This window comes from Nitrospina watsonii (assembly GCF_946900835.1).
GTDB lineage: Bacteria > Nitrospinota > Nitrospinia > Nitrospinales > Nitrospinaceae > Nitrospina > Nitrospina watsonii.
In genome coordinates this window covers 2,719,137-2,744,719 of record NZ_OX336137.1, presented here as the reverse complement: position 1 = coordinate 2,744,719, position 25,583 = coordinate 2,719,137, and the positions used below count along the sequence as shown (strand labels likewise).

Annotated in this window: 28 protein-coding genes, 1 tRNA gene and 1 pseudogene; 12 read left to right on the top strand and 18 right to left on the bottom strand. The window is 55.4% G+C overall.

Features of this window, described 5'->3' with window-relative positions:
- The first annotated feature begins 36 nt into the window (after positions 1–36).
- Both QML71_RS12860 and QML71_RS12855 read left to right on the top strand, forming a co-directional pair.
- Positions 37–240: a hypothetical protein gene (locus tag QML71_RS12860; protein ID WP_282012326.1), complete on the top strand. Its 204-nt coding sequence runs from the start codon at positions 37–39 to the stop codon at positions 238–240.
- A gap of 151 nt (positions 241–391) precedes the next feature.
- A complete protein-coding gene (locus QML71_RS12855) occupies positions 392–1,642 on the top strand; it encodes a TerC/Alx family metal homeostasis membrane protein (RefSeq protein ID WP_282012325.1) in 1,251 nt (416 codons plus the stop codon).
- Between the two features lie 67 nt (positions 1,643–1,709).
- Here the strand turns inward: QML71_RS12855 and QML71_RS12850 are convergent, their stop codons facing one another.
- Both QML71_RS12850 and QML71_RS12845 read right to left on the bottom strand, forming a co-directional pair.
- Positions 1,710–1,925, bottom strand: coding sequence for a dodecin family protein (locus tag QML71_RS12850; protein ID WP_282012324.1), 216 nt, complete (start codon positions 1,923–1,925; stop codon positions 1,710–1,712).
- Between the two features lie 35 nt (positions 1,926–1,960).
- The gene (locus tag QML71_RS12845) at positions 1,961–2,437 is read right to left on the bottom strand and encodes a hypothetical protein (protein ID WP_282012323.1); all 477 of its coding nucleotides are present in this window, start codon (positions 2,435–2,437) and stop codon (positions 1,961–1,963) included.
- Between the two features lie 428 nt (positions 2,438–2,865).
- Between QML71_RS12845 and QML71_RS12840 the strand changes: the two genes are divergently transcribed.
- From QML71_RS12840 to QML71_RS12830, 3 genes are all read left to right on the top strand, one after another.
- The gene (locus QML71_RS12840; RefSeq protein WP_282012322.1) at positions 2,866–5,730 is read left to right on the top strand and encodes a cbb3-type cytochrome c oxidase subunit I; all 2,865 of its coding nucleotides are present in this window, start codon (positions 2,866–2,868) and stop codon (positions 5,728–5,730) included.
- 72 nt (positions 5,731–5,802) lie between these two features.
- Positions 5,803–6,015, top strand: coding sequence for a hypothetical protein (locus QML71_RS12835; protein WP_282012321.1), 213 nt, complete (start codon positions 5,803–5,805; stop codon positions 6,013–6,015).
- 319 nt (positions 6,016–6,334) lie between these two features.
- Positions 6,335–6,532 carry a hypothetical protein gene (locus QML71_RS12830; RefSeq protein WP_282012320.1) on the top strand — a complete coding sequence of 66 codons (198 nt, stop codon included), beginning with the start codon at positions 6,335–6,337 and terminating at the stop codon, positions 6,530–6,532.
- An 84-nt stretch (positions 6,533–6,616) separates the two neighbouring features.
- Here QML71_RS12830 and QML71_RS12825 read toward each other — a convergent pair whose 3' ends face one another.
- Both QML71_RS12825 and QML71_RS12820 read right to left on the bottom strand, forming a co-directional pair.
- Positions 6,617–8,260, bottom strand: coding sequence for an acetolactate synthase large subunit (locus QML71_RS12825; protein ID WP_282012319.1), 1,644 nt, complete (start codon positions 8,258–8,260; stop codon positions 6,617–6,619).
- 196 nt (positions 8,261–8,456) lie between these two features.
- Positions 8,457–9,251, bottom strand: coding sequence for a tetratricopeptide repeat protein (locus tag QML71_RS12820; protein WP_282012318.1), 795 nt, complete (start codon positions 9,249–9,251; stop codon positions 8,457–8,459).
- A 736-nt stretch (positions 9,252–9,987) separates the two neighbouring features.
- Between QML71_RS12820 and QML71_RS12815 the strand changes: the two genes are divergently transcribed.
- On the top strand, positions 9,988–10,188 hold the full coding sequence (locus QML71_RS12815) for a cold-shock protein (protein WP_282012317.1): 201 nt from the start codon (positions 9,988–9,990) through the stop codon (positions 10,186–10,188).
- Positions 10,189–10,250: 62 nt separating this feature from the next.
- Here QML71_RS12815 and QML71_RS12810 read toward each other — a convergent pair whose 3' ends face one another.
- Complete coding sequence (locus QML71_RS12810) at positions 10,251–10,817, bottom strand: heme-binding beta-barrel domain-containing protein (protein WP_282012316.1); 567 nt, start codon at positions 10,815–10,817, stop codon at positions 10,251–10,253.
- A gap of 185 nt (positions 10,818–11,002) precedes the next feature.
- Between QML71_RS12810 and QML71_RS12805 the strand changes: the two genes are divergently transcribed.
- Positions 11,003–12,265, top strand: a complete 1,263-nt coding sequence (locus tag QML71_RS12805; protein WP_282012315.1) for a hypothetical protein — start codon at positions 11,003–11,005, stop codon at positions 12,263–12,265.
- A gap of 104 nt (positions 12,266–12,369) precedes the next feature.
- Here QML71_RS12805 and QML71_RS12800 read toward each other — a convergent pair whose 3' ends face one another.
- The gene (locus tag QML71_RS12800; protein WP_282012314.1) at positions 12,370–12,747 is read right to left on the bottom strand and encodes a hypothetical protein; all 378 of its coding nucleotides are present in this window, start codon (positions 12,745–12,747) and stop codon (positions 12,370–12,372) included.
- Between the two features lie 295 nt (positions 12,748–13,042).
- The gene (locus QML71_RS12795; RefSeq protein ID WP_282012313.1) at positions 13,043–13,213 is read right to left on the bottom strand and encodes a hypothetical protein; all 171 of its coding nucleotides are present in this window, start codon (positions 13,211–13,213) and stop codon (positions 13,043–13,045) included.
- Positions 13,214–13,374: 161 nt separating this feature from the next.
- Here QML71_RS12795 and QML71_RS12790 point away from each other — a divergent pair, with 161 nt between their 5' ends.
- Both QML71_RS12790 and QML71_RS12785 read left to right on the top strand, forming a co-directional pair.
- Positions 13,375–14,427 carry a YaaC family protein gene (locus QML71_RS12790; protein ID WP_282012312.1) on the top strand — a complete coding sequence of 351 codons (1,053 nt, stop codon included), beginning with the start codon at positions 13,375–13,377 and terminating at the stop codon, positions 14,425–14,427.
- Positions 14,427–14,936: a hypothetical protein gene (locus QML71_RS12785; RefSeq protein WP_282012311.1), complete on the top strand. Its 510-nt coding sequence runs from the start codon at positions 14,427–14,429 to the stop codon at positions 14,934–14,936. Before QML71_RS12790 ends, QML71_RS12785 begins: the two co-directional genes overlap by 1 nt.
- Positions 14,937–14,979: 43 nt before the next feature.
- Here the strand turns inward: QML71_RS12785 and QML71_RS12780 are convergent, their stop codons facing one another.
- The 4 genes from QML71_RS12780 to QML71_RS12765 all read right to left on the bottom strand — a co-directional run bounded on the left by QML71_RS12780 (position 14,980) and on the right by QML71_RS12765 (position 17,206).
- The gene (locus tag QML71_RS12780; protein ID WP_282012310.1) at positions 14,980–15,381 is read right to left on the bottom strand and encodes a hypothetical protein; all 402 of its coding nucleotides are present in this window, start codon (positions 15,379–15,381) and stop codon (positions 14,980–14,982) included.
- A gap of 23 nt (positions 15,382–15,404) precedes the next feature.
- A complete protein-coding gene (locus tag QML71_RS12775) occupies positions 15,405–15,629 on the bottom strand; it encodes a type II toxin-antitoxin system HicA family toxin (protein WP_282012309.1) in 225 nt (74 codons plus the stop codon).
- Complete coding sequence (locus QML71_RS12770) at positions 15,626–15,838, bottom strand: type II toxin-antitoxin system HicB family antitoxin (RefSeq protein ID WP_282012308.1); 213 nt, start codon at positions 15,836–15,838, stop codon at positions 15,626–15,628. Before QML71_RS12770 ends, QML71_RS12775 begins: the two co-directional genes overlap by 4 nt.
- A 777-nt stretch (positions 15,839–16,615) precedes the next feature.
- Positions 16,616–17,206, bottom strand: a complete 591-nt coding sequence (locus QML71_RS12765) for a MarR family winged helix-turn-helix transcriptional regulator (RefSeq protein WP_282012307.1) — start codon at positions 17,204–17,206, stop codon at positions 16,616–16,618.
- Between the two features lie 177 nt (positions 17,207–17,383).
- Here QML71_RS12765 and QML71_RS12760 point away from each other — a divergent pair, with 177 nt between their 5' ends.
- A complete protein-coding gene (locus QML71_RS12760; protein ID WP_282012306.1) occupies positions 17,384–17,821 on the top strand; it encodes a cytochrome P460 family protein in 438 nt (145 codons plus the stop codon).
- A gap of 123 nt (positions 17,822–17,944) precedes the next feature.
- Here QML71_RS12760 and QML71_RS12755 read toward each other — a convergent pair whose 3' ends face one another.
- Positions 17,945–18,514, bottom strand: a complete 570-nt coding sequence (locus tag QML71_RS12755) for a TetR/AcrR family transcriptional regulator (protein WP_282012305.1) — start codon at positions 18,512–18,514, stop codon at positions 17,945–17,947.
- 231 nt (positions 18,515–18,745) lie between these two features.
- On the opposite strand from QML71_RS12755, the gene QML71_RS12750 reads away from it, so the two are divergent.
- A complete protein-coding gene (locus QML71_RS12750) occupies positions 18,746–19,246 on the top strand; it encodes a YHS domain-containing (seleno)protein (protein ID WP_282012304.1) in 501 nt (166 codons plus the stop codon).
- A 104-nt stretch (positions 19,247–19,350) separates the two neighbouring features.
- On the top strand, positions 19,351–19,944 hold the full coding sequence (locus QML71_RS12745; protein ID WP_282012303.1) for a cytochrome P460 family protein: 594 nt from the start codon (positions 19,351–19,353) through the stop codon (positions 19,942–19,944).
- Positions 19,945–20,046: 102 nt separating this feature from the next.
- Here QML71_RS12745 and QML71_RS12740 read toward each other — a convergent pair whose 3' ends face one another.
- From QML71_RS12740 to QML71_RS12710, 6 genes and pseudogenes are all read right to left on the bottom strand, one after another.
- Positions 20,047–21,126, bottom strand: coding sequence for a Tll0287-like domain-containing protein (locus QML71_RS12740; RefSeq protein WP_282012302.1), 1,080 nt, complete (start codon positions 21,124–21,126; stop codon positions 20,047–20,049).
- Between the two features lie 334 nt (positions 21,127–21,460).
- A pseudogene (locus QML71_RS12735) lies at positions 21,461–22,446 on the bottom strand (methyltransferase).
- A gap of 124 nt (positions 22,447–22,570) precedes the next feature.
- Positions 22,571–22,646, bottom strand: a tRNA-Ala gene (locus QML71_RS12725).
- 125 nt (positions 22,647–22,771) lie between these two features.
- Positions 22,772–23,263: a hypothetical protein gene (locus QML71_RS12720; protein WP_282012299.1), complete on the bottom strand. Its 492-nt coding sequence runs from the start codon at positions 23,261–23,263 to the stop codon at positions 22,772–22,774.
- A gap of 178 nt (positions 23,264–23,441) precedes the next feature.
- Entirely contained in the window at positions 23,442–24,407 is a 966-nt protein-coding gene (locus QML71_RS12715) for a YbgA family protein (protein ID WP_282012298.1), read from the bottom strand.
- Between the two features lie 469 nt (positions 24,408–24,876).
- The gene (locus QML71_RS12710) at positions 24,877–25,509 is read right to left on the bottom strand and encodes a hypothetical protein (RefSeq protein WP_282012297.1); all 633 of its coding nucleotides are present in this window, start codon (positions 25,507–25,509) and stop codon (positions 24,877–24,879) included.
- Positions 25,510–25,583 lie beyond the last annotated feature (74 nt).

Sequence of the window (25,583 nt, the reverse complement as noted above, 5' to 3'; positions counted from 1 at the left end):
ACCGGAACTGTGAACTGTGATGACACAAGGAGGTGAATGTTCATGATGGAAGGCATCGTCAACAAGATGGCATGTTGTGAGTGCCATGCGCCGATTACGAACTGGACGGTCAAATGCTCGAACTGCGGAGAAATGTTTCCGGCGGGCAACATCCACGTCATGATGGCCCGCGGCTTCGGCATCATCCTCGCCGTGGCACTGGTCGCCGCCGTCACTCTGGAACTCATACAGAGAATCTGATCCAGACCGTGTTCGCTTGAGGACGGTCTGTTATCATAATATAAAGAGCCGGTCCCGGTGGCCGGCTCTTTTTTTGCGCGCCTGCGGGGGCGTGGGCGGGATAGACTGAGGGCCGGACGACGATGAATTTGAAACGAGGCGGTGACCTGCGATGATCTGGGTGTGGATTGGATTTGTGGTGATGGTTCTGGCGCTGCTGGCGCTGGACCTGGGCGTGATCCACAAAAAAAACCGGGAGATGCCGGTGAAGGAAGCGCTGGCCTGGGTTCTGTTCTGGGTGGTGCTGGCGTTGGCTTTCAACGTGTTCATATACTTCCTCTATGAATACCAGCTCTTCGGTCCCACGCCGCTTATGGAAGAGCACAGCGGACGCAAGGCGGCCTTCAAGTTTTTCACAGGTTATCTCGTCGAAAAATCCCTCAGCGTGGACAACATCTTCGTCTTCCTTCTCATCTTCCAGTACTTCAGTGTTCCTCTCAAATATCAGCACCGGGTTCTGTTCTGGGGCATTCTGCTTGCCGTGGTTCTGCGCGGGGTGATGATCGGTTTTGGCATCAGCCTGCTCAATCATTTTCAATGGATGTTCTATGTCTTCGGCGGGCTTTTGCTTATCACCGCCGCCCGCATGCCCGCGGCGGAGCAGGGGAGTATCGATCCCGACCGCAACCTGTTCGTTCGTGCTGTGCGCGCGGTCGTCCCGGTCACCATGCAACATCACGAAGAAAGGTTCTTCGTGCGTCAGGAGGGACGTTGGACCGCCACGCCGCTGTTTCTCGCACTCATCCTGGTGGAAACGTCCGATGTGGTGTTCGCCATCGATTCCATCCCGGCCATCCTGTCCATCACCCGCGACTCGTTTCTGGTGTACACCTCGAACATCTTTGCCATCCTCGGATTGCGTTCGATGTACTTCGCGCTGGCGGCGGTGGTGTCGCGGTTCCGCTATCTGAACATCTGCCTGATGTTCATTCTGGGTTTCATCGGCGTTAAAATGATTTTGACGCACCACTATCACATTCCAATCGAGGTGTCGCTGGGTGTGATCGCAGGCATACTGAGCCTGGGGACGGTGGCGTCCTACCTGGATATACGAAGCGGGGGGACGGGCATGTTCGAGCCGATTGCGGAAGGCGCGCAGACGCTGGCGCGCTTGACGCAACGGGGAGGGCGACGGCTCGTTGTCTTTGTCGTGGGCATCACGGTTCTGTGCGCCGGGGTGGTGTTGATCTTCACGCCGGGTCCGGCTTTGGTGGTGATACCCGCGGGGCTGACCATCCTGGCCATGGAGTTTGCGTGGGCACGGTGGCTGTTGAACCAGATCAAAAAACGTTTCAAGGATATCCCCGATAAATTGCCCCCCGGCCTGAAAGATAAACTGAAACGCAACGCCGACGAATCATAAAAAAAGCCGGTCCCGAATGGCGGGACCGGCTTGCTCTGGTGTTGAATGTGCTGTGTGAAAGGGAGCGCTATCCTTTTTCGTGGTACTTGAAGGAGATGGCCACCTTGCTGCGGAACGCCGTCACCTTGCCGTCCTCGATTTTCATGTCGAGTTCCTTGATCTCCGCAACGCGGAGATCCTCCAGGCTGTGAGCGGCGGTTTCCACCGCTTTTTTGGCGGCGTCTTCCCAGGATTTGTCGCTGCTTCCTACCAGTTCGATGATTTTATAAACGCTGTTTGGCATGATTGACCTCCTCGCAGTGGGTCAGCAGATCGGCCTCATTCCGTTTCCCATTCCAGAATGCTGCCGTCTTCGGCTATTTTGACTTCGTTTTCCTTGCCATCCTTGTCAAACTCCACTTCGTAAAACATATCGCCTTCTTCAACTTCCTTGACCAACTCCTTGATGGTCGAACCGTGAGTGATACGGGTCACCGTCCCATTGACGGCTGCGGGCAACTCTTCCATCGTTACGGCCTCTTCCCATTCCAGGACGGCGCCCTTTGACGTCACCTGCAACTCGTTTTCACGTCCATTCTTTTTGTAATGCACCTTGTAGATGCCGTGACCGTCTTCGTGTCCGGTATGAATTTCATCGATGTTGCCGTCCTTCGTGTAGGTATCGATGACCGTGCGGGCGGCGGGATCGACCTGGTCCAGCGTGACGGTTTTGTGGCCGTGCATGACGCCGCATCCGGAAGCGCCGATCAGGAACAGGGTGAGGGTCAGGGTCGCAGCGAGTTCGCGCTTCATCATATAGTCGTCTCCTTTTCTTGAATTCTATAAATCCTGTCTTTTAATTATGATTCGATTTTTACAAAATCGATTCATTTTCAAACCCTGTCCGCAGCTCCGACCGGTTCAAAAGAATGAATGCAGCCGCCCGGCCGTATCCACGCCAAACTTAAAAATCTGCCCAAAATAGCATTATTATTTGTCGCTTCAACCTTGAGGCAACGGGATCGTTCATTTTTTGTGTCCCGGGCAACGGGTGGGAAACTTTATATTTTTTGGTCCTTTAGGGCGCAGGTTTTGAGAGGAGGGTCTTATCTCGGCTTACCGTTTCTGGGCAAGCCCTGTTGACGGGACTTCGAATGGAGCATAGCTTGGATGTATGACGCAAATCATCACATTCCCATTGTCAGTTGAAAAAGCTGCGACTTTCAACGAAAGGGATACCCGCTATGGATACCGACACACTCGTCAACAAGCCCATGATCAAGTCCTGGGGGTGGTGGGGCTTGATCTGGCTTACTATATTCCCCTTTATCGGGGTTTTTGTTTCCATCAAGTTTCACAATCCGGAATTCCTGGGTGAAACGGCCTGGTTCACCTTCGGCCGCATGCGCCCGGTGCACGTCAACGGCGTCATCTTCGGCGCGTTCTCCACGCTGTTCATTGCGCTCATGTATTACGCCGTGCCGCGTTTGTGCGGGCGGCGTTTGTATAAGGAAGAATGGGGGCACTGGCTGTTGTGGTTGTGGAACGCGTTTCTCGTCCTAGGTACGGGATCGCTGCTGCTTGGCCACAACATGGGGTTTGAAGCCGGGGAGTTCACCTGGCCGTTCAACATCCTGCGCTTCATTGTGCTGGGCCTGATCACGGTGCAGGTGCTGGGCACCGTGTTCCAACGGCAGGAGCCGCGTTTTTATGTATCGCTCTGGTATATCACTGCGGCGTTCGTGTGGACCGTGTTCAATCTGGTGCTGGGCAATGTGGTGTTGCCGTACGGCCCGTTCACGGGTGTGGACAGCGCGGCGATGCACGGCCTGTATATTCATTATATTGTCGGCCTGTGGCTGACGCCGGCGGGACTCGCCATCATTTATTACTTCCTGCCTTTGGCGGCGAAGCAATCGCTGTTCAGTCATAAGCTTTCTCTACTGGGGTTCTGGTCGCTGGCTCTGTTTTATCCCTTCGTCGGCACGCATCATTATCTGTTCAGCCCGATTCCATACTGGACGCAGACCATCTCCATCGTCACCAGCATGCTGTTGATCATTCCCGTGTGGACGGTGACCATCAATTTCTTCGGCACCGTGCGCGGCCGCTGGGGACAGGTGTGCGGCGGCAATGACGCCGACGCCTATGCGGGCAAATTTCTCATCCTCGGTGCGGTGTACTACCTGTTCGGCTGTTTTCAGGGATCGGTCGAGGCGCTCCGCCGCATGCAGGAACTCACGCACTTCAACGATTTCGTCATCGCCCATTCGCATCTCACCGTATTTGGTTCGATGGTGGTGTGGGTGGTTGGCGGCATGTATTACATCTGGCCGCGCCTCACCGGCAATCAGTTGTGGAGCGCCAAACTGGCGAGCTGGCATCTGTGGCTGACCATCGGCGGCTTCAGCGTGATGGCGGCCGGCCTCACCGCGCAGGGATTCGTGCAGGGTTCCATGCTGGAGCACGGCGCGAACTTCGTCGATACCGTCAACGAAATGAAACCCTGGTGGGTGGCGCGCACGCTGGGCGGGCTGTCGATGGACATCGCCATCCTGCTGATGCTGATCAACTTTTATAAAACCGCACAGGCGGGGAAAGCGGTCGAAAGCATGGCCGCCATCGAGCAGACCGGCGAGAAGGTGCCGATGGCGCCGCTCAAAAAGGGCGGCAACTGGCTGGAGACGCCTTCCGGCGTGGTGGTCGGTGCGGGCATTTTCCTGTTCGGCCTGGCCGTCGGCACGCAGGGCATTGCACCGTACGTGACCAACAAACAACAGCGCGCGCACGTCACCGACGTGGTGGCCGATGCGAAGATCGACGTGCCGGACTACACGCCGCTGGAGGAACGCGGGCGCGAGGTGTACATCCGCGAAGGCTGCTGGTACTGCCATTCGCAGTTCGTGCGCCCGGTGACCGGTGAAAATTTTCGATGGGGTCCGGTGTCGCAGAACGGCGAGTACGTGCACGATCTGCCGCACCTGTTCAGCACGCGGCGCATCGGTCCCGATCTCACCCGCGTCGGCCGGCGTTACAGCGACGGCTGGCACGCGGCGCACCACTGGGATCCGCAGGCGGTGAAAAAGGATTCCATCATGCCGCGGTTTCCGTGGTTGTTTGAGGAGCCTGAAAAAGAAGGCGAAGCGCCGCAGTTGAACGAAGACGGCAAGGCGCTGATCGCTTACGTTCAGCGGCTGGGCATCAGCATCGGCGACTGGCGCGAGCAGTTCGTCTCCACCAACCTGTCCGTCGGCTCCAGCGTGAATCCCGGAAACCACATTCAGAAAGACCTTCTGCCTTTGGGTGAAAACGTGTACGACGCCCGCTGTTCCGGCTGTCATGGGGACGAAGGCGACGGCACCGGTCCGTCGGCGAAGTTCCTCGATCCGAAGCCGCGCGACTTCACACAAGGCATTTTCAAGTTCCACTCCACGCCGGGCAAGGACGCCCTGCCCACCGACGGCGACCTGTTTAAAACCATCACGCACGGTTTGTGGGGCACCGGCATGCCGCCGTGGCACAACCTGACGCAGAACGAACGGCTGGCGGTCATCCAGTACATCAAAACCTTTTCCGACCGCTGGCAGCAGGAAGAAGTGAAAGACCCCATCGCCGTTCCCAAGGAAACGGCGGTGACGCTGGCGTCGATTGAAAACGGCGGCAAGCTTTATGTCAAGAACTGCCAGTCCTGCCACGGGGACGAAGGGCTGGGCGATGGCCCGTTGGCGGGGGTGGTGCAGGACACATGGGGGTTCCCCATTAAGCCTGCCAACTTCACCCTTCCGGCCGGCGAGGAAGGCGGTGTGAAGCTGGGTCACGACAGCCGGCACCTGTTCCGAACGATCATGAATGGTGTCGGCGGCGATCCCATGCCCGTGTTTCAGGGTGCGCTCAATGCCAAACAGGTGTGGGACATCGTGCACTTCATTCAATCCCTGCGCGTGCAGACCTACGAAGAGCGCCTGATGTCGGTGGGGGTCGATCCCGATGCATTGCAAGACACGCGCCGCAACATCTGGTCGATGCTGTCCCCTGCTGCGGATCAGGGCCGGTTGAAAGAGGACGTGGTGCAGTTGAAAAATGTGAGCGATGCGAAGCAGGGCGGTTGATGCCGCCTGGCGTCATCACACAAAAAAAGCCGGGACGCTGTGAACGAAATCCGAATGAAGGGAGATGCAACGATGGCTGCCGCTGAAAATAAAAAAACACCGCAAACCGGGGAACCGGGAAAACAGGACCCGCATTCGCCAGACAAGGAATATACGTACCAAGCGTCGGGTATCCGCGAGCGTCATGGGACGATTCCGCTCTGGCTGATGCTGGTTTGCCTGGGACTGTTGGTCTGGGGTGGGTATTACATGTGGACCTACTGGTCGCCGCCGGGTGTGGGGTGAGGCGGGCGCGAGCGGTTTGAAAACGATGGGACGGACGTGGAGGGACAGTCCGGGAGCTGCCTGCTCGGGCGTGAAATGGGGCGGCGCAGCGCTCCCTGAAAAGATGTGGGGCCGGGCTTAAATCGTGCTATAATGAGTGTCAAAACATAAAAAAGATGGTTTGACACAGGCAGTTCGTGGTGTCCCCGGAGTCTCCGCTGCAAGCGGATAGCCTTATAAAATCAAAGGCTTTATGTGCCGGCCATCCTTCGAGATGGCTTTTTTTGCGTCCGGGCCGCCCCTGACGCCACGCGCCTCACCCCTAAGGAAAACACGTCCCATGCATGAAGTCAAAGTGTTCGACAGTTCAGGTAATCTGAAAAAAGTGATCTCCGTCAAATCCCTGCAGAAACGGTCGGCGCAATTGATTGAAAAGCCGTCCATGTTCCGCAAAAACCGGAAAACCGGCGGCAAACCGGAAAAAACGCCTGCCAAGGTGGACCCGGTCAAAGCCACCAAGGCCCGCAAAAAAGCGTGATCGCGGCCGGGGGCTCGTTGCGCCTCTGCCCATCCATCCTGCACGGTGGCCCCGCGTGTTGCCGGGGCCGTGTGAGCGCCCGGCTCACAACGCGGCGGTTCTGGTTTTGATCTCCTTGATCAGGTCTTGTTCGTCCTCGGAATAATCGACGGGCACTTCCACCAGGTGGACGCCTTTTGTGTCCAGACACTCCTTCAATATTTTTGACAGGTCTCCCGATTGGTTCACGCGGTGGCCGTGCGCGCCGTGGGCTTCCGCAAACAGGCAGAAGTTGGGATTGCTGTAATCCATGCCGTAAGCTGGGAATCCCAATCCCGTTTGTTTCCATTTGATCATGCCGTACGCATTGTCGCAGAGCACCACGATCACCAGATCGAGCTTCAAACGCACCGCCGTTTCCAGTTCCTGCGCGTTCATCATGAAGCCGCCATCGCCGCAGATGGCCATGACTTTGCGATCGGGGAACACCATGCGCGCCGCCATCGCGGAAGGCAGCCCCGCGCCCATGCTGGCCAGCGCATTGTCGAGCAACAGCGTGTTCAATTCGTAGGCCTTGTAGTTGCGCGCGAACCCGATTTTATACAGCCCGTTGTCGAGGGCGAGGATGCCGTCGTCCGGCATGATGCCGCGGATCTGGGCGGTCAGGTATTCCGGCCCCAGCGGGAACCGGTCGTCCGCCGCCTTGTCCTCGATGTGCCGCTCCAGCTCCTGCTTCACCTTATCGAAGAAACTGAAATCCCAGTGCGCCGCCGGTTGCAGGTGCCGGTGCAGGCGCTCGATGCTGTCGGCGATGTCGCCCACCACGTCGAGTTGCGGGAAATAGACCTCGTCCACGTTCGAGGAGAAGAAGTTGACGTGGATGACCTCGGTGTTGCCGTTGGCGTACATGAAGAACGGCGGTTTTTCGATGACGTCGTGGCCGACGTTGAGAATGAGGTCGGCCCGCTCGATGGCGCAGTGCAGAAAATCCTTGTTGGACAGGGCGGCGGTGCCCAGAAATTTCGGATGCCGCTCATCGACGACGCCCTTGCCCATCTGCGTGTTGAAGAAGTAGAGGCCGGTTTGATCGATGAACCGTTTCAGTGCCTGGCTGGTGCGGTAGCGATTGGCCCCGGCACCGATGAGGATGAGCGGCCGTTTGGCCGCCACCAGCATCTCCGCCGCCTGGTCGATGGTCTGTTGATCGGCGTGCGGACGCCGGGCCGTTTGTGCGGTATAAGGCTCGGCGGTGCAGACTTCCTCGGCAATGTCTTCCGGCAGTTCGATGTGCACTGCGCCGGGCCGCTCCTCCTGTGCCAGCCGCACCGACTCGCGCACGATGACGGGGATGCTGTTGCCGTGCACCACCTGCCGCGTGGACTTGGTGAGGGGCCGCATCATGGCAATGGCATCGACGATCTGGAATCGCCCCTGCTTGCTTTTTTTGATCGGCTTCTGGCCGGAGATCATCAGCATCGGCATGGCGCCCAATTGGGCGTAGGCGCTGGCGGTCACCAGATTGGTCACACCCGGACCCAGGGTGGACAGGCACACGCCGACTTTTCCCGTCAACCGCCCGTAGGTGGCGGCCATGAATCCCGCCGCCTGTTCGTGCCGGGTGAGGATGAACTGGATGTTTGAATTGCGCAGCGATTCCATCAGGTTCAGCGTTTCTTCACCGGGCACGCCGAACAGGTGTTCCACGCCTTCCTGTTCGAGAGCGCGTACGAAAAGGTCGGATGCTTTCATCAATGGGTCTCCTTAGGGTATGTATGGTATCGGTCCGCAAGCCGGCGGACGATGCGGGTGCGAGCCCTGTCCGCGGTGGAATCCTGGGCGGATGTGTCTTGTATTGGGATGACGGTAGGCGGTAATAAGGTTTGCCGCAATTGAATTTTTAAGCGGCGTGAAGCGGGGGGATTGCGAGCGGCTCCGACTGAGAGAATCAGGGTCCGTGTGAAACGGAACGGGAGTCGGTGAACAGGGAGCTGGAGGTGCTGCGGGTTTCGGACGGTTCGGCGTCGGATGCAGCTTGCGGTGTTTGGGATTCCGCATCGGTCGGGGTGTCTTCGGGAGCCGGGCGTTTGTCCAGTTTCTGCTCAAGGGTGAACGTCAGGGTTTCGAGTCCCGCCTTGCGGGCCACGTCCAGTGCCTTGCCGTAAAAATCCCGGGCCTCCTGGATATTGCCCTGCGTTTCCGAAATCAGGCCGAGGTTGTTCCAGGTCTGGGCGAGCAGGGGGTGGTCGTCGGTGCAGATGACGCGGAACCCGCTCATCGCTTTTTGCACGAACAGCAATGCCTGGTCGAGGTCGCCCTTGCGGTACCAGACCATGCCGAGGTTTTTGCAGGTGAGCGCCACCGATGGGTGGTATTCGCTGTAATGACGGAGGCTGATGTCGAGGGCGTGCTGATGGCATTCGATGGCGCGGTCGTAGTCGCCGTAGTCCACGCAGGCGGCGGCCATCTGGTTCCAGGTGTTGGTCAGATGCACGTGCGATTCGCCGAGGTTGCGCACCTGGCTGTCCTTGGTCAGCTCGAAATGGAGCAGGGCGTGTTGCGGGTTGCCTTGTTCCATCCACACCTGCCCCAGCCGGAACCAGGTGGCGGCGATCACCGGGTGGTTTTCCCCCAGTTTTGGCAGATGCAATTCCAGAAACTGTTGCAGGTACCGGACTGCGTCGTCATAGCGGCCCTCTTTTTGCGCTTCCTTGCCTTGTTCCAGCAATTGATTGGAAAACATTCCTTCGCCTCCTCTTGTTTTGTATCCAATCTGGTTGCCATCCCTGGCAACATGCCATCCCGCTTATTTGAAAACCCGCTTGTGGAAGACCGAAGTGTTCCACCCGATTCCCAAGCTAAAGAGATAAAATTAGTGTAAAGGCTCGCAAACCAGAATAAAGCTTGTTTTGCAGGGGGTGCGCAGGATTTATATAAAAGTGTTGGATTTTCCTGAATTAGGAATGGAAAAAAATTGCCGGAAATACATTGGATTCGAGGCGAAACTTTCCTGCCCGGACGACCGCGCTGGTAGAATTAATCCAATCAGGTTGGTTGTTTGCAGGGTGTTCGTATCCTGAAAAAGGCTCCGGTTCCCGGTTCGTTCCCGCGGGCGCGGCGAGGGCAGTTGGCGGCCCGGCTTTGGGAGGCGCTCTGGGTCAAAAAGACGCCTGGACAGGACGAATAATTTATCGTTTTTTTGATATCTTTTGCCAGGGAACCGTGTTACTTTACTAGCGACAATGTGGGTTGACGTAAGTCAACGGGTTGCGGGTAACCTCACAAATCCGCGCTCGGGGATGAGAGCAGAGTAAAACAATCAGTAGGTTTTTCTTCCGGCCATCCTCTTGGGATGGTTTTTTTGTAGCATCAGGCTGTCCACGAAGCACCCTTTGAATGAACAACCCCAATAAAAATGAGGCGCAAAACATTACAGCAACGCTGACGATGATTTTGCACCAATCAGGAGAAGACAGAGCATGTCAAAAGGCACCGTAAAGTGGTTTAATGAGAGCAAAGGTTATGGTTTTATTGAGTCCGAGGATGGAAAAGATCTCTTCGTACATTTCTCGGAAATTCAAGGGGATGGCTTCAAGACGCTGACCGACGGCCAGGCTGTGGAGTTCGTGGAAGGTATGAGCCCGAAGGGCCCGCACGCGACCCAGGTTGTGCCCCGGTAATTAACCGCGCCACTTTAGAAAGCCGTCAGGGCCTCCGGGCCCTGGCGGCTTTTTTTTTGTGTTTAAAGTTGGACGCGGCTCAGCGTGTTTTTGTCGATATGATGGAACAAGTCCGGCTTCCCCTTGATCTGTATCTGCGTGTCTTCCTCATAGCTCCACGCATCGTTGTCGTGCACCACGACCTTCAATTCAAAACGCACGGTTTTGAATTCCTGATCGAGAAACAGGTTGGAACAAATGCCGTACGTCGGCGACCCCAGCTCCGCGAACAATTCGAAAGAGGTCGCGTCCGGCTCCACGGTGCCGCCTGCCAGCACACTGATGCCGCGCGGAATGGTGAAACAGCGCAACACCTGGTTGGCCGCTCCGTCCCACAGCCAGTATCCGCGTTCCTCGTGGAACGGGTTTTCCTCCTCCAGCCGCCACGCCGTGGTGGCGTAACGCAGACCGTAGAGCTGTTGCTCGTGATTGTTGGGTGGCTTGATTGGCTCGAACCTGATGCGTTCGCGGAACAGGTTTTGTTCGACGCCCCGGTCATCGGAGGGCGCGGTGTCGTCGCCTTTGGTGCCTTCCCAGGTTCCGGCCAGCGCGGCCAACGGTCCCAGGTGTTCTAAAATCGGATCGTTCATCGGCTTCCTTTCTTTGGTTCTTCGACTTGCGGTTCAATCGGGTTCCCGTATGATACTCAGCAGGGGCATCTGGAATTTATAGCGCATCGTTGCAAAAAATTCAGTCTCAAAATGCGGAGAACTCCGGGCCGTGATGCCCGCATCCGGAGGCGGCCGGAGGTCGCGTCCGCGAACAAAGGGGTGGCATGAACGCATTCATGACGTTTTACTGGATGGCGATTGCGAGCCTCCTGCTGTATGCGATGCCCGCCGTACGCACCCCCGGCGCGCGCCTGGGGCTGCTGATCCCGGCGGTGCTGGGCGTGGTGCTCACGGTGTATGAAATTTTCATGACCTTCGTCTGGGGGCCGACGGTTACCGGACCCATCCGCGTCGATATTTTCCTGGTCGTGCCGGTGGCGGCGCTGGGCCATGTGATCGGCGGCTTCGGCCTGTTGAGTGCGCGCCAGCGGAGGGGGCTGCCGCGTGGATTCCTCGTTATCTTCCTCATTCCCGCCGTGGCGCTGCTCGGACTGGGCTACGAAGTCTGGCAGGTCCGGCAGGAATCGAAACGCCTGACCGCCAATTTTTTTGAGGCCAACCGGCTGCTGTTCGAGGCGCGGTTCCGCGATCCCGAAACCCTGCGCCGCACCTTCGGCGACTTGGCGGCGGACGGTCAACCGCTGGCCGGGCACTGGCGGCGGGAACAGGGCAGTCCTCCGAGCCGCCTCGTCATCAATGCCGAAGGCGGGGTGTGGGCGTTCTATGCCTGTGGCGACACCGAATGCCTGGGCGGGCAAGGCAGGGTGGAAGATGAGAAGATCGTCACCACCCACGACATCCTGCCCGCCTACGAGTTCAACGTGAGTGCCCTCACCGCCGGTCGCATGACATTGGAGCGACTGCAACCGCCCGCGAACACCCATCCCAATGCGCCCGCACAGCCGACAAGCATCGATTTCATCAAGGAGCCGCCGCCGTTGCAGCACGCCAGCGAACAGGCGGGGGAGCTGGAGTTCCTCGGCAGTTACAGCACCTTGAGCGATCGCAGCAAGGCGCACCTCATCCTCACCGAAGCGTGGCTGTGGCAGGGGCCGCAAACCGTCTATGCGGTGGTGGTGCACGACACGCTGGTGAAGGGACGCACGGCCAGCTTCATCCGCCCCATCCTGTTCGCCGCCGGAACGCAGGCGGAGAGAGCGAACGCATACACGTTTGAGTCCGAAGACCGCGAGGGCGCGGTGCAGATCGAGTTGATCGATGCCAACCGCGTGCGCGTGACCCTGCAACGCGGCCGCGTTAAAACCGAATCGCTGGCACTCAGGAAAAACGGAAGCCTCAGCGATGAAGCGCTGGTGCTGGCGCCGACGGCATCGGCCGAAGCCTGGCAGCACTGGTTCGATACCGTCATGACCGGCCGCTTCTTCACATGGACCGCGCCGGACACCGTGGGCGACACGGCGGAGTGAGCCCCGCGCCGCTTTCGCCGGGATGCAGTACGCGGGCTTTCCCTATAAAAAAACCTGACCCCCGGCGAGCCGGAGGTCAGGCTGAGTGTGTGGTGCTCCGCCGGTCACTGCAGGCAGAACATATTGACGGATCCTTTCTCGCCAAGATTGAACACCGTCGCCCAGTCGTCGAGGTTCACATTCTTGCCCTGCATCATCGCTTCCGCAAGGCGGTGTTGCAGACCATAGGCTTTGGCATCGTTGGGTTCAATCTTTTCCTGCATGATCTGCTCGTTGCCCAGAATCAGTTGCAACTCCACGGCCTCGTTGTGGGGATTCTCCACGACGAAATCGTTCGGGCAGCTGCCTGCCGACCCCGGATTCAGAATCTGCGCATCGGTCGTCATGTCTTCCGAAGGCGGTGCGGCGCTGGCAGTGCCAACGGTCCAGCCGATCATCAAACAGACGGCCAGTAAAATAAGACTCACTCGTTTTGGTATCATGGCAGCATTTCACCTTCTAAGAAAAGTGTCTTCCTGGATTGAGTGAGGCGAGATACCCCGGATGTCCACCATTGTGCGAGGCGGGCGCCCCACTATTATTGTCTATACTTTAAACATAGGCCCTGCCGGGCGTGATTTCAAAGAAATCTGGGTAAAATCGGCGGTCGTGGGGGCGATGAAATCAGCTTTTAATTCAATAGGTTGGGAGGGGGTGGGGTGATCGCAAGGAGGGCGGACGCAGGGTCGGCGTCGGCGGGTGAAACCAGCCGGACCGGCACGGGGGCGGTGTGTTTGTTCAGGAAATGGAATGCAATGCGACGAGGCGCAGCGCCGTGCCCTGAAGCGCGATGGAGACGGCGGACAACGACACCGGCCAGAACGACCTCGGCCGGTTGATCGAAATCCCCAGCACGAAAAAGTTCAACACCATCGACCCCACTAATACGAAAAACAGTTGGTTTGGCATATAAATCTAACTTCAACTAAAACTAGTTTTTTTAGGTTAGTTATTTTTATTATTTAGCTAAGTCACAAAACTAATTATTTAGGTTTAAAATATTTTAGCATCTGTTAAATTCGAAATTTCTGAATCCAATTTGCAATTGATTAATTTTAACCGGGGTAAAAATGGGTGCATTTTCACCTATAAGACTTAATGGGCGTGAGATTGGTTTGCATAAGGGAATAATAAATCAAGAGCTCGATTCTCGTACTGTCCTTACTAATTCTCCTTGGGATTTTGTGCAACTTTGGCTTAAAAGAGAAAAAAAAGATAGAGCATTTTTTTATTGGAATCAGGCTAGGGAATTTAGTCTGGCTTCGGAGGGGTTAGGGGTGCAATCAGCACCACTATTGCATTATTACTCGTTTTTGAATGCAGTTAAAGCTTTGTTGGCTTCAAAGGAAATTAGATTTAAAGAATATCATGGAGTCCAAGCTGCTAAAGTTAAAACCGCATCAAGAAAAATCAGTCTCACCAATGAAGTTGTGAAAATAAAGAATGATGGAGTTTTCCCATCTTTTTCAGAATATTTAAATGAAAAGGAAACTTCAAAAACTCATACATTGCAAGAATTATTATTTAACCTTCCGTTTATTCATAGAACCTATTGTTTAACGTACTCTTCCCAAAGGGAAATGTTTGTTCCGATAAGAGAAGGGATGTTTGTTGCAGATAAAAAAAATAAGCAGGCTTTTTTTCAAGCAAAGCTATCAAAAGATTTTTCTTCAAAGCATGTGATAAATAGGTTGCCTCAAGATTTTGATTTGGATTCTAAGAATGGACCTGACTATACAATTAGATCAAGAGAGAAAATCTCTTATTCAAAGCCAAGCCGACCTACAAAAAAAGATTTGGAAAGGTTAAAAAAATTACAGCAAACTTTGAGAAAGGATTTGTTTTATATTAATGGTGCGCAAACATTGTGGTATGTAAGAGCAAAGACTTCTGGGCCTTCTAGGCTTTCGCGATATTCCTGCACGATTACCCTTGCGGCTATGCATCGCCTAAGTGAACTTTGTCGGTACCATCCTTTAGAGTTTGATAGTTTTCTTTCTGGAAGGCAAAACTGGTTACTGACTGAGTTTATCAAGCAATCTCCCATACAGTTTTTTGATGAAATTGCTACGGAAATAACAGGTCACCAATTCATGATTCCAAATGTGAGGCCTGCATCTTAGTGGATATTTATCTTTCTTGCGGATTGACTCATGTCCCAAGGGAACTTTTTCATGAATATTGCAACTATATACATCTGATTGCCCATAAGCTTTATAAAAAAGGGCATTTAATTAAATATGCTTTGGTAGATAGTGATCCGCAGCTAGCTAGGAAGCAGGAAGATGAAAAAGCATTACTATGTTATTTGTGGGATAGAAAAATGGTGGAAATGGCCGATGTACTAATTGCTGAGGCCAGTTTTCCTTCTATAGGCTTGGGAATAGAATTGCAGGTCGCTGAAAACAAGGATATTCCTGTAATTCTTTGTTATAAAGACTTTGGGCTTAATAGGGCTTTGCCCGTTAAGTACGAAAACCCTAATTCTGAAAGCAATGATTTGCAAATTGGCGAAGGATACATTTCATTGATGGCATTGGGTTTGCCAAATATCTACAAAATAGTTAAATATGTAGACTTTGAATCTGGCAGTTCAGAAATTCTCAGTTTGGTAGAAACACTAAGAAAGTAATTACAATTATTGGCCCCCTTTTCTCCATTCAATATACAAAGTCTTAGTCTTTAAATTTAATTGCAATTTGGTCGACAATGGGTTTTTGATCCGTCAGGATGTCGAGGCAATCTTCCGGTGTGTACACGGCGTAATGCGTGATGCGGCGATCGGAAAACATGCCGAAGCTCTGTGCGTGCAGCCACTCGACAAACTCCGAGTCCTCGACGGTCAGCAGACTGGAGTGACCCTCCCAGCTTTCGTTCTCTTCCCAGGTTTTCAGCAGGCACTTCTCGTTCGCACTCCGAAACGCCAGCACTTCTTTGAAATGGATGCGTAACCGCCGTCCCTCCACCGATCCATCGAAAAGCACCAGCCGCAGGCCGTCGCCGTCTTTGACCATCGATTCCAGGTACAAGGGCGCCGGGATGTCTTGAAAGGGTTTCCATGCTTTGTACACACTCATATGGCTTCCGAGCCTTTGTATAATTAAAGAAGCTCGTTGAATTCCGCCACGGTCAAACCAGCCTGACGGATGATGGCGCGCAGAGTCCCTTTTGCAAGTTCCTTGTGGTTAGGAATGGTCAATCGACGATGGGGTGGATCGGTTTTTCGTAAAATCAAATGACTGCCGGTTTGGTGATCCAAAACATATCCCAGCTTTTCAAATGCCTTGCAGGCTTCTTTGCCGGAAAGAACGGGAAGAGGGCTCAAAGTGGAATCTCGATGATTTCCTCTTGGATGGACGGGGGAATGGGGTCGTCGTGTTTTTTGAGGCTTTCCATGTAGCCCTGGATGGCATCCTTGATGTTTTCCAATGCTTCGTTTCGAGTGCCGCCCTGAGAAACGCATCCCGGCAAAGACGGACATTCCGCTGCAAAAACACCGTCTTCGTCTTCTTCAATCAAAATCCGGAATTTCATGATGGTGCCTGGAAAAGGTGAAAAAAAACGACAGGTTCCAATTCGCATTCAATTCTAGCGGAGCGGCTTTTTAAAATCAATAAATCCGATCCCGCGTCCACCGATCAATGTTCGCCATCCTGGAGTAGCCCGGCTTTGCGAGCGAACGGTAATCCGTTGGCGCGGACTGCGTCCGAGGCGGAGGGCTACTGCTTTGCGGGCGAACGATGGTCTGAGGGCGCGGACTGCGTCCGAGGCGGAGGGCTACTGCTTTGCGGGCGAACGATGGTCTGAGGGTGCGGACTGCGTCCGAGGCGGATGACCGGGTTGTACCCGGAGGCAACGGGCTAATGCAGGCAGTCCCGGCGGCCGGCAGGGACGGGTGCAAACGGGCAATGCATCACAGGCGGACGATGGTCCGTGGGCGCGCTCCACGGTTTTCTTCCCCTCCTTCTCAAGGAGGGGATACAGGGGAGGTTACCAATGATCGTTCCTCTTATCAGTTGTGCAAAGGTCTGCTTGAAACGGGGAGCTTTGCACAAGTTGGCAGATGGGAATTTTGGGTAATGTCTGAACAAAGGAAAGTCATTTCACCCTCACCCCAGCCCTTTCCCATCAAGGGAGAGGGGTATTAAAGATCCCTCCTCTTTTCACTTATGCAAAGCTGTCTCTGAGAAGGGGGGGACCGGTCGGTTCTATCTCATCCCAAGCAGGTTTATCTGAGTTTATCGGTGTGCATCTGTGGTTGAAAAATATTCCCTCCGCGCGTGGCGGCATGCGGTCCGGAGCCGGGGTGGATCAGCCGTTGACGGCGCTGGCGCTGGGGGTGGGGGCGGTGTGCTCGCGGCACAGCAGGGTGGTGTCGTTGGGAGTCAGCGCTTCCTGTGTCAGCTCGCAGAAGAATTTGGTCTCGCTGACCTGGGTGTTGAAGCGGCAGGTGCGGCACACGCCGAACGATTTCATCTCGTTGACCTTCTGCATGCGCACGAGCAGCAGTTTGAGGTCGGCCAGCAGGCGGTCCTGATCCAGTTCCTGGATTTTCTCCCAGGCGCTGGTGATCACCTGCGCGGGCATGGCCCGTTCGAGGAGTTTCTTGCCGCTGCGGGTGACGGAGAGGTGCACCTTGCGACCGTCTTTGGCGTCCGGCGTTTTCTGCACCAGCCCCTTGCTTTCCAGCGCCTTGATGGTCTGCGACACCGTGCCCTTGGTCAGGCCAAAGTAGTCGGTCACGCCCTGCGGCGTGTTGGAGTACCGATTGGACCGCGTCAGGTAATACAGCACATCCAGCTGGATGGGTTGCAGGTCGAAGTCGGTGCCCGCGATGCGGGTTTCGGAACGGATGAGGTGTGAGATCCGCTCTATGTAATCGTGCAGCAAGGAAGCGCTCATGGTTGCATTGTATCCAAGGTGAATAGAATTGACAAAGTAATTTGTTCCAGCTATCTTTATTATAGTTTTGATCCGAAACTAATTGCAAGTCAATTTTACTCATAGCGGATATTGAACAGGGAGGTATTGAAAATGAAGCGGTTGCACGCGGTATTGTGGGCAGGGTGGTTGATTTTTATGGCTTCACCGATTTTGGCGGGTGGGGCGAAGGTGGATTATCCCGAGGACTATCGGAACTGGACGCACGTCAAGTCCATGGTCATCGAACCGGGGCATCCGCTGGAAAACCCTTTTCAGGGTATTCATCACATCTATGCCAATTCGAAAGCGTTGCAGGGTTTGCAGGGCGGAGAATTTGCGGATGGGTCGGTGCTGGTGTTCGACTTATTGAAGTATAACGAGGCAGACAACACCCTGCAGGAAAGCGACCGCAAACTGATTGGCGTCATGCAGCGCGATGGTGCGGCGTTCGGCAAAACCGGCGGGTGGGGATTCGAAGCCTTCGCCGGCGACAGCCAGACCCAGCGCATCGTCACCGATGGCGGCGTCGGTTGCTACGCCTGTCACACGGCGCAGGAAGACCACGCGTTTGTGTTTTCCCGGTTCCGCAACTGATCGCGCGGCGGTCTCATCGGCAGGACGGAAAGGTTCCGGCATCCGCCGGAACCTTTTTCAATAAGGCTCCCCGGTTTTCAGTGAAACGCAGGCTCGAATGCGTTCCAAATCACGCATTTGGAATCACGCGCGCCGCGCCTGGTCGATCAGGATTTGGGCAGCGGCTTTGGCCTGGTCCGCGCACCGGGGCGAGCCGTTCACCTGCGCCAGGGTGATGGCCCCTTCGACGAGCAACATCAACTGCGCCGCCAGTTGATCCGGTTTCTTCAGTCCCGCCTGGACTGCCAGGTCCTTGATGTATTTCTGAAATGATTTTTTGGATTCCCGGCAGGCCTTGCGGATGGGCGATGTGGGTTCCGGGAACTCGCCCATGGCTCCCACCAGAAGGCAGCCGTAAAAATTTTTCTGGCCGAACCAGTCCTTCATCACATCAAACACCATCAACAGGCGTGCGACGGGATGTTGGGTGCGCGACTCCACCGCCTGCATGAACGCATTGCGAAAGCGCTCGTCGTAATGGCGCAGTGCCGCCAGCACCAGTTCGTCCTTGGATTTGAAATGATGGTAGAGCGTTTTTTTGGTGGCGCCTGCCTGCCTGGAAATGGCATCGACTCCCACCGCGTGGAATCCCTCCCGGGCAAACAGCCCCACCGCTTCTTTCACCAACCGTTCGCGTTTGGACGCTTGAGCCATGCCTCTCACACTCGAAATCAAGGGGATACTGATAGGTTTCAAATAAATCCAAATACAATCATCAGTCTAGTCCAGAGAGTCCCAACTTTCACGAAAAAAATCGCATCTTACTGGTTTTTCAAGCTAAATTTTTTTAAATTGATATGTAAGGAAAAACTGCTATACTATACCAATCGGTGTATTTTTAATGGGAAACCATCTCTTTATCCTGAACACCGAAAGGAATCGATCATGAGCGTTAAAATGCAGAAGGGCACCCGTTTTTTTGTGATGGCCGCGTTGCTGCTGCTGCTGGCGGCCGGTAATGCATCGGCACATTCAAGCTCGTCGATGATGAGTCAGACCGCAGGGACGGAAATCGCCACGCCCGCGCTGGGCGGATACGATCCGGTGGCTTACTTTGAAGAAGGCCGCCCGGTGCCCGGCAACGGGTTCCACACGGCGACCCATAAAGGAGCGACCTACCTGTTCGCCAACGAAGAGCATCAGAAGCTGTTTGCAGCCAATCCGGACAACTACGCGCCTCAGTATGGCGGGTATTGTGCGTACGGCGTGGCGGTGGGTAAAAAGTTTTTCTCCGACCCGCACCGCTGGAAGATTGTCGGCGGCAAGCTGTACCTGAACCTGGACAAGAACATTCAGGACAAGTGGCACGAGGACATCTCCGGCTACATCGCCAAGGCCGATTCGAACTGGATGGACATCGAGCACAAAAATCCGGCCGATCTGTAAGTTTCTGCTGAGCGGTGGAGGCTCCGGTTCCACCTGGAACTGGGGTCCTCCCCGGCTCATTCAAAATTTTGTTAAATATCTTGTGGGAGTTGAGAATGTTTTATATGAAATCGAAAATTGTGTTGCGCGGGTTCCTGCTGATGCTGGCTCTGGGCATGGTGGGGGTTCTCCTCGGCGCGGGGTCCAAACCGTTCGCCCCCAATGTGGATATGAAAACCGGCGACCTGCGTGTGCCGGAAAACTACACGCGCTGGTCCACGCTCGGTACCTGGGCGCACGCCAAAATGGAAGGTGAGCCTGGATCGAAGGAGTACCATGTTGTGTACACGCAGCCGGAGACCATCGATCACTACCAGAAGCACGGCAAATTTCCGGACGGCGCGGTGCTGGTGAAGGAGTTGCTCACCACGGAAACGATGTCCATGACGACAGGCCCGGCGGTGAGTCACGCCAGCGGTTTCAAAGGCTGGTTCGTGCTGGTGCGGGATACCGAGGGACGGTTTCCGGATTCGAAACTGTGGGGCGACGGCTGGGCGTGGTCCCTGTTCAATGCCGACGATCCCGTCAATACCGTGTCCACCGATTACAAGGAAGACTGCATGGCCTGTCACCTGCCCGCGCGCGACCTGGCCCCGAAAGGTGCCGTGGACGCCGACAAATGGATCTACACCCTGGGCTACCCGGTGTTTCAGAAATAATAGCCGGTTGAATATTTGATGGTTTGAAGAGGCGCGTGCCAGCCGGACTCCTTACCCGGCTGCCACGTGCTTTTCCATTCTCCCAGTGTTTTCCTTTCTGTTTTATCGGACGGGAAAACTCATCATGATTCCTCCCATGATGTCATTCATTTTGAAGTCGCGCTTCGGGCTTTCGGGATGCGCGTTGTGGCAGTTCACGCACGCCTTGGAAACCGCAAGGTCCGGATAGACGATCTCGAAGAAATTTTTATTGTGGACCGTGTGCATTCCATAAAAGGTTTCCTGCGGATTCTTCATGAAAACCTCCATTCCCTTTTTCTCGAACTCGGTCACCGCTCCGTTGTAAGGGTTGATGGGCCAGGGGCTCAGCAGTTTGTACATGAGACCCAGACGTTCATGCGCCACCCGGTCGGAGGCGTGCAGTAAGAATTGCGCCGGGAGCATCAGGGTTTTGTCTTTCCACCAGGTTTCCGATGCCTTCAGCACGTTGTTATTTTGAAGCCGGTTGACCACGAACTCCGTGTAGATCAGCCGATCCGATTCCATCACGGCATAAATGTAGTCGGCAACCGTTTTGGGAGCGATCGTGGGCGATTTCCCCATGGGCAGGGTGATGATGATCCCGCCCATCACATCCCCAACCTTGAAATCTTTTTTGGGGCTGTTGGGATGCGCATTGTGGCAGGCCACGCAGGACTGGGTCACCGCCTTGTCGGGATACACCGCTTTGAAAAACAATTGCCGGTTGGTGGAGACCGTGGTCATGAACGGCCGTCCCGGATTTTCATGAATGGCTTCCAGCGCCACTTTTTCGAAATGGTTTTCCGGCCCGTTCTGGGGATTGATGGGCCACAGGCTCGTAAGCTTGTAGGACATTCCCAGGTTTTGGGCGCTGACGTTTTCCGAGGCCATCAATAAAAACTGGGCGGGAAGGGGCAGGGTGTTTTCCTCCAACCATTTTTCCGTGGCCTTGAGGGAGGTGGCTTTTTCCAGACGCTCCACGATCCTTTTGGAATAAATGGTGCGGTCCGCCTCGATCACGGCGTGGATGTAGTCGGTGGCGATTTCCGGGGAAACGCCCAGCGTAATGAGCCGGGGCTCTCCCCAACTTTGTTGGTTGACGACTAACAGGGAACCAAAGCAAGCGAAGGTTAAAAACAGGGATAACAGATATTTGGACATGGCTTCCTCCCATCCGACTGACCCGACGGCCCTTTTCAAACCATGACGCATGAAAATTCGGGTCATCAGGAGAGGGAGGAAGGGTGGAGGACGACCCGGGCAAACAGGCCAATCTTTTTTCGAAAATCCTTAATAATGGGGAATCAATGCTTTGTATTTAAATCTAGGCACCCCCGCCCAACCTGTCAATTATTTCGGCGGAGGCAATGGGACGGACGGTTTCATGGTTGGGGTTCCGTGCAGCGGTTCTGGCTGGATAGGAACGAGGAAGGGTGCGTTGCCAATAATGAACTGTGGGCGACGGCCGATTGTGACCGCTGTAATTATCCAGGTTTTATTTGAAGCCGATGACCATGGAGTCGGGGCCGGCGAGGTGCACCACCTCGGTTTTCTGAAAGCCCGCCTGCTCCATCCATCCGCAACAATCCGCGCCGGTGAAGTCGAATCCGCCCGGCGTTTCGATCAGCATGTTGAGACTCATCAGCAGGCCGAATGCATTTTCCCGTCGCTCGTCATCGATGATCGACTCGATCACGATCAACGCGCCGCCCTCGGGCAGCGCATCATACGCCTTGCGGATCAACGTGTGTTTTTCATTCAAATCCCAGTCGTGGAGGATGTGCCCCATCGAAATGACGTCGGCGGGCGGCAGATCATCTTCAAAGAAGTTGCCGGGGAAAAATTGCAAGCGGTCGGAGAAATTGAACGACGCCACATACTCGTCGAACACCGGCTGCACCACGGGGAGATCGAAATTGCCGCCGGTGATGTGCGGGTGCTTCAGCGCCACCTGAACCGGCAGGCCGCCCTGCGCGCCGCCCACGTCGATGAAGGTCTTATAGTTTTGAAACGGAAATTTTTGGGCGACGTTGATGTTGGCCCCCATGCTGAGGCCCGTCATGGCGCTCAAAAATTCTTTCAGCTTGGCGGGATCGCTGTACACCGCTTCAAACAAGCCCGGTTCGCCATATTTGATTTCATTCTGCGGCAGACCGGTTTTCAAGCCCTCGGTCAGGTCGCCCCAGAACCGGTACAGGCGGCTGTTGGCCATCTCCAGAAACCCACCGATGTACAACGGACTGGACCGGTGGAATAGCAACCGTTGGTTTTGCCCAGCAGGCCCAACGCCACCAGCGTGTCGAAAAAGTCGTGAGCGGAGCGGGAGTGAAGACCGGTTTTTTCGCTCAGGGTTTCGAGTGGGTAAGAATCTTTTCCGATAAGCGTGAACACGCCCAGCTCCACCGCGCTCAACAAAACTTTCGAGCCCCAGAAGCCAAGCCCCATCTGCATGATTTTGTCAGGCCGAACCGGATCGGTCATAGATGGTTTCCCCCCTCTAAGTGCGGCCCGGCGATCAACCCGGCAGGCGCATCCTGGTTTTGGAAAGACAGAAGGCGATGTTCGCATCGCCTTGAAACCGGAACCGTTCTATCCAAATAAAAATTGGTGGAGCTGGGGGGATTCGAACCCCCGACCTCTTGAGTGCGATTCAAGCGCGCTCCCAGCTGCGCCACAGCCCCATGTTTGTGTATTGTCCGATACCTCTATTTTACCCAACTCTTGAAATTCGAACCAAAAAGTTGTTTTCCATGAAACCGGGAAAAACCTTACCGCTGGGACAGTGCGGGTCTGGATCGATAACGCCTCATCGCCAGATTTGAAACCCGACCACTTTGTATCCCGATTCCAGAAAAGTTTTGGCGTCTTCCTCGGAGTAGCAGTCGTTCACATCTTTACGTCCCCACCCGCACAGCAATTTATCCCACGTGCGCACGCTGGCGTCCGCCTTGCCGAATCCTTCCCCCGATTTCAGAATCTCCGGCTGAAAATTAATGTGCCGCACATAGCCGGTGCGGCTGAACAGCTCCAGCGCCAGCTTGATATCATTAGGCAGGCAGTCGGCGGCGCTGTCCTTGCTTCCCTGCCATTCAAATGCGGCGGAGACTTTCGGCTGGCCGTTTTCAGTCTGCACATGATACTTCAGCTTCAGCGTCTCAGCGCGGCAATCGGGAAACTCCTGAAGAGATAGGATGAAGGTTCCCTGCTTTTCGATGGAATCGTTGCCGGCCAACGCGGGTGACACGCTGAAAAACAAAACGGCGGCGAGAACGAATGGCACGCGGATCAAAGCAGTCATCGATAGAGCTCCTGTAAGTTTTTAGTAACGCAACGGATGCGGTAAAGGTTGCATTCATTCTATGCATTTATCATGGGCGTGAGAAACCGTTCATCGTTCCCCCACACAACCATCGCCACAGCGTGCCCGCGTTTGTCTTATGGGCATCCGCCAAAGACCACCCACTCCGTGACGCGGGTTAAATGTGGTTGCGGATCATCAACTCCTTCGGGTGCGGGTTCAGGTACACCTGGTTTTGCAGGTACTCCACGTTGTGCGTGCGAACATGGTGACGCATCAGCGTGACCGGCACCACCAGCGGCACCAGTTCCTGCTGGTAGTCTTCAATGGTTTCCAGGATGTCCCGTTTTTCCTCGCCTGAAAGTTCTTTTTTGAAAAACCCCAGCATGTGTTGCAGGACATCGGCATTTTTTTTGATCGTCGATTTCATCGCCAACGCGTCCATGAAGGTGCCGGCGTATTTGGATTTCAATTCTGCAGGCGTGTATTGTTTGGCTTCAGCCACCAGCTTTCCCAGAGCATCGTAATGTTTGCGGCTGTGCGCCAGCAAAAGAAACTTGTGCTCGGTATGAAACTTTACCAGCGCGCCACGCGACCAGCGTCCGTTCACCAACGTTTGCAGGCGATGGTAGGCGAAGACGCGGACGATGAAGTTCTCGCGGATTTTCGGATCGTGCAGCCTGCCTTCCTCTTCCACCGGCACGCGTGGGCAGGTGCTCACGAAGGCCTCGGCGAACAGGCCGCGTCCGTTGTGGTGCACGGTGGCGGTGTCGGTATAGACCTTGATGCGGTTCAGGCCGCAACTCGGTGATTTGGATTTGAAGATATAACCGCACAGGTCCATCTTCGCCAGTTCGTGGGAATGCATTTTGGAAAGGCGGCGCATGCCGGCGGTCCAGTCGGTGCCGGTTTGCGTTCCCACCATGCGCGGCGATTCCGGTGTGCCGTGCAGGCGCACGGTTTCGCGCGGCGTGCCCATGCCGGCGTCCACTTCCGGACAGGTCGGCACCCATTCAAAAAACGAGGCCAACACTTCCGTCAGATAGCGGTCGCGTTTGTGGTCGCCGTTCCAGCGCACCGGTTCTCCCAGCAGGCAACTGCTGACGCCGATTCGGATTTTTTCGTTTTCCGGGGATGTGGGCATCGCAAACCCCTCCAATATAAAAATATCTATTCATTATATAGAAGGAAAGGGGGCTGGGCATGGGGAAAACCCCGTCTCGCGGGCAGGGCAATCCTGAGGAATCAGATTGCATTTCAAATTGGGCCCTCCGGCCATCGTTCCCCCATTTGCCATTACCGGGTTTCCTCTCCGCGTGGCGCAGGCCAAGCCTGAGGAATCAGATTGCATTTCAAATTGGGCTCTCCGGCCATCGTTCCCGCATTTGGCATTACCCAGTTTCCTCTCCGCGTGGCGGAGGCCAAGCCTGAGGAGGCAGATTGCATTTCAAATTGGGCCCTCCGGCCATCGTTCCCCCATTTGGCATTACTAAGTTTCCTCTCCCGCGTGGCGGAGGCCAAGCCTGAGGAGGCAGATTGCATTTCAAGTTGGGCTCTCCGGCCATCGTTCCCCCATTTGGCATTACTAGGTTTCCTCTCCCGCGTGGCGGGGGTCAGAAGAAGCGGATGCCGATAGAAAGGAAATGCGCGTTGTGGCCTGCTTCCACCGCGCCCAGTTGGCCTTCTGCAATCGAAAGGTACTTGTATTGGAACAGCAGAGAGCCGTTGACACCTTCCCGCCGATGCGTGGGCGCGAGCTCGAGACCGAACACAACCTGCCAGGCCAGCGACTGACCATTGCCCTGGGTCACGTTGGCGAGAAACAGATCCTGCCTGGCCTGCCCGGCGCCGCCGCCGAAATAATAATGGTAGGTGAACAATCCCGTTTCGTGCGCCCAGCCGGGGCTGCGGTAATAGGCGTTGAGGAGCGCGTTTTCTAGCTTCAACTGATCCCCTTCTTCTCCTTGCGCGCCGGACAACGAACCGAGCTCCAGGGTGGTGGTTCCCACCTCGACTTCCAGCAGAAACGTTTCGTTGAACATCAACCCCAACGCGCCGAAGAACCCGAGGCTGACGTTGTAATCCGGTTCGGCCACGGTGGCGCCGGTGCTGGGGTTTTTGAGCTCCGACCCCATCACGAAAGCGGAATTGACGGGAAACAGGTTGAGGTAGGGCGACACCTCAAACGCTGCCGCGCGCAGGGGGAAAAGGCAGAACAGGACGGTCAGGATGATGAGTTTGCGCACAGCGGCTCCAAGGGGTTGAACAGGACCGGCATTGTACCACCTCGCGGCGCGGGGAGGAAGCGGACCGGGCTCCA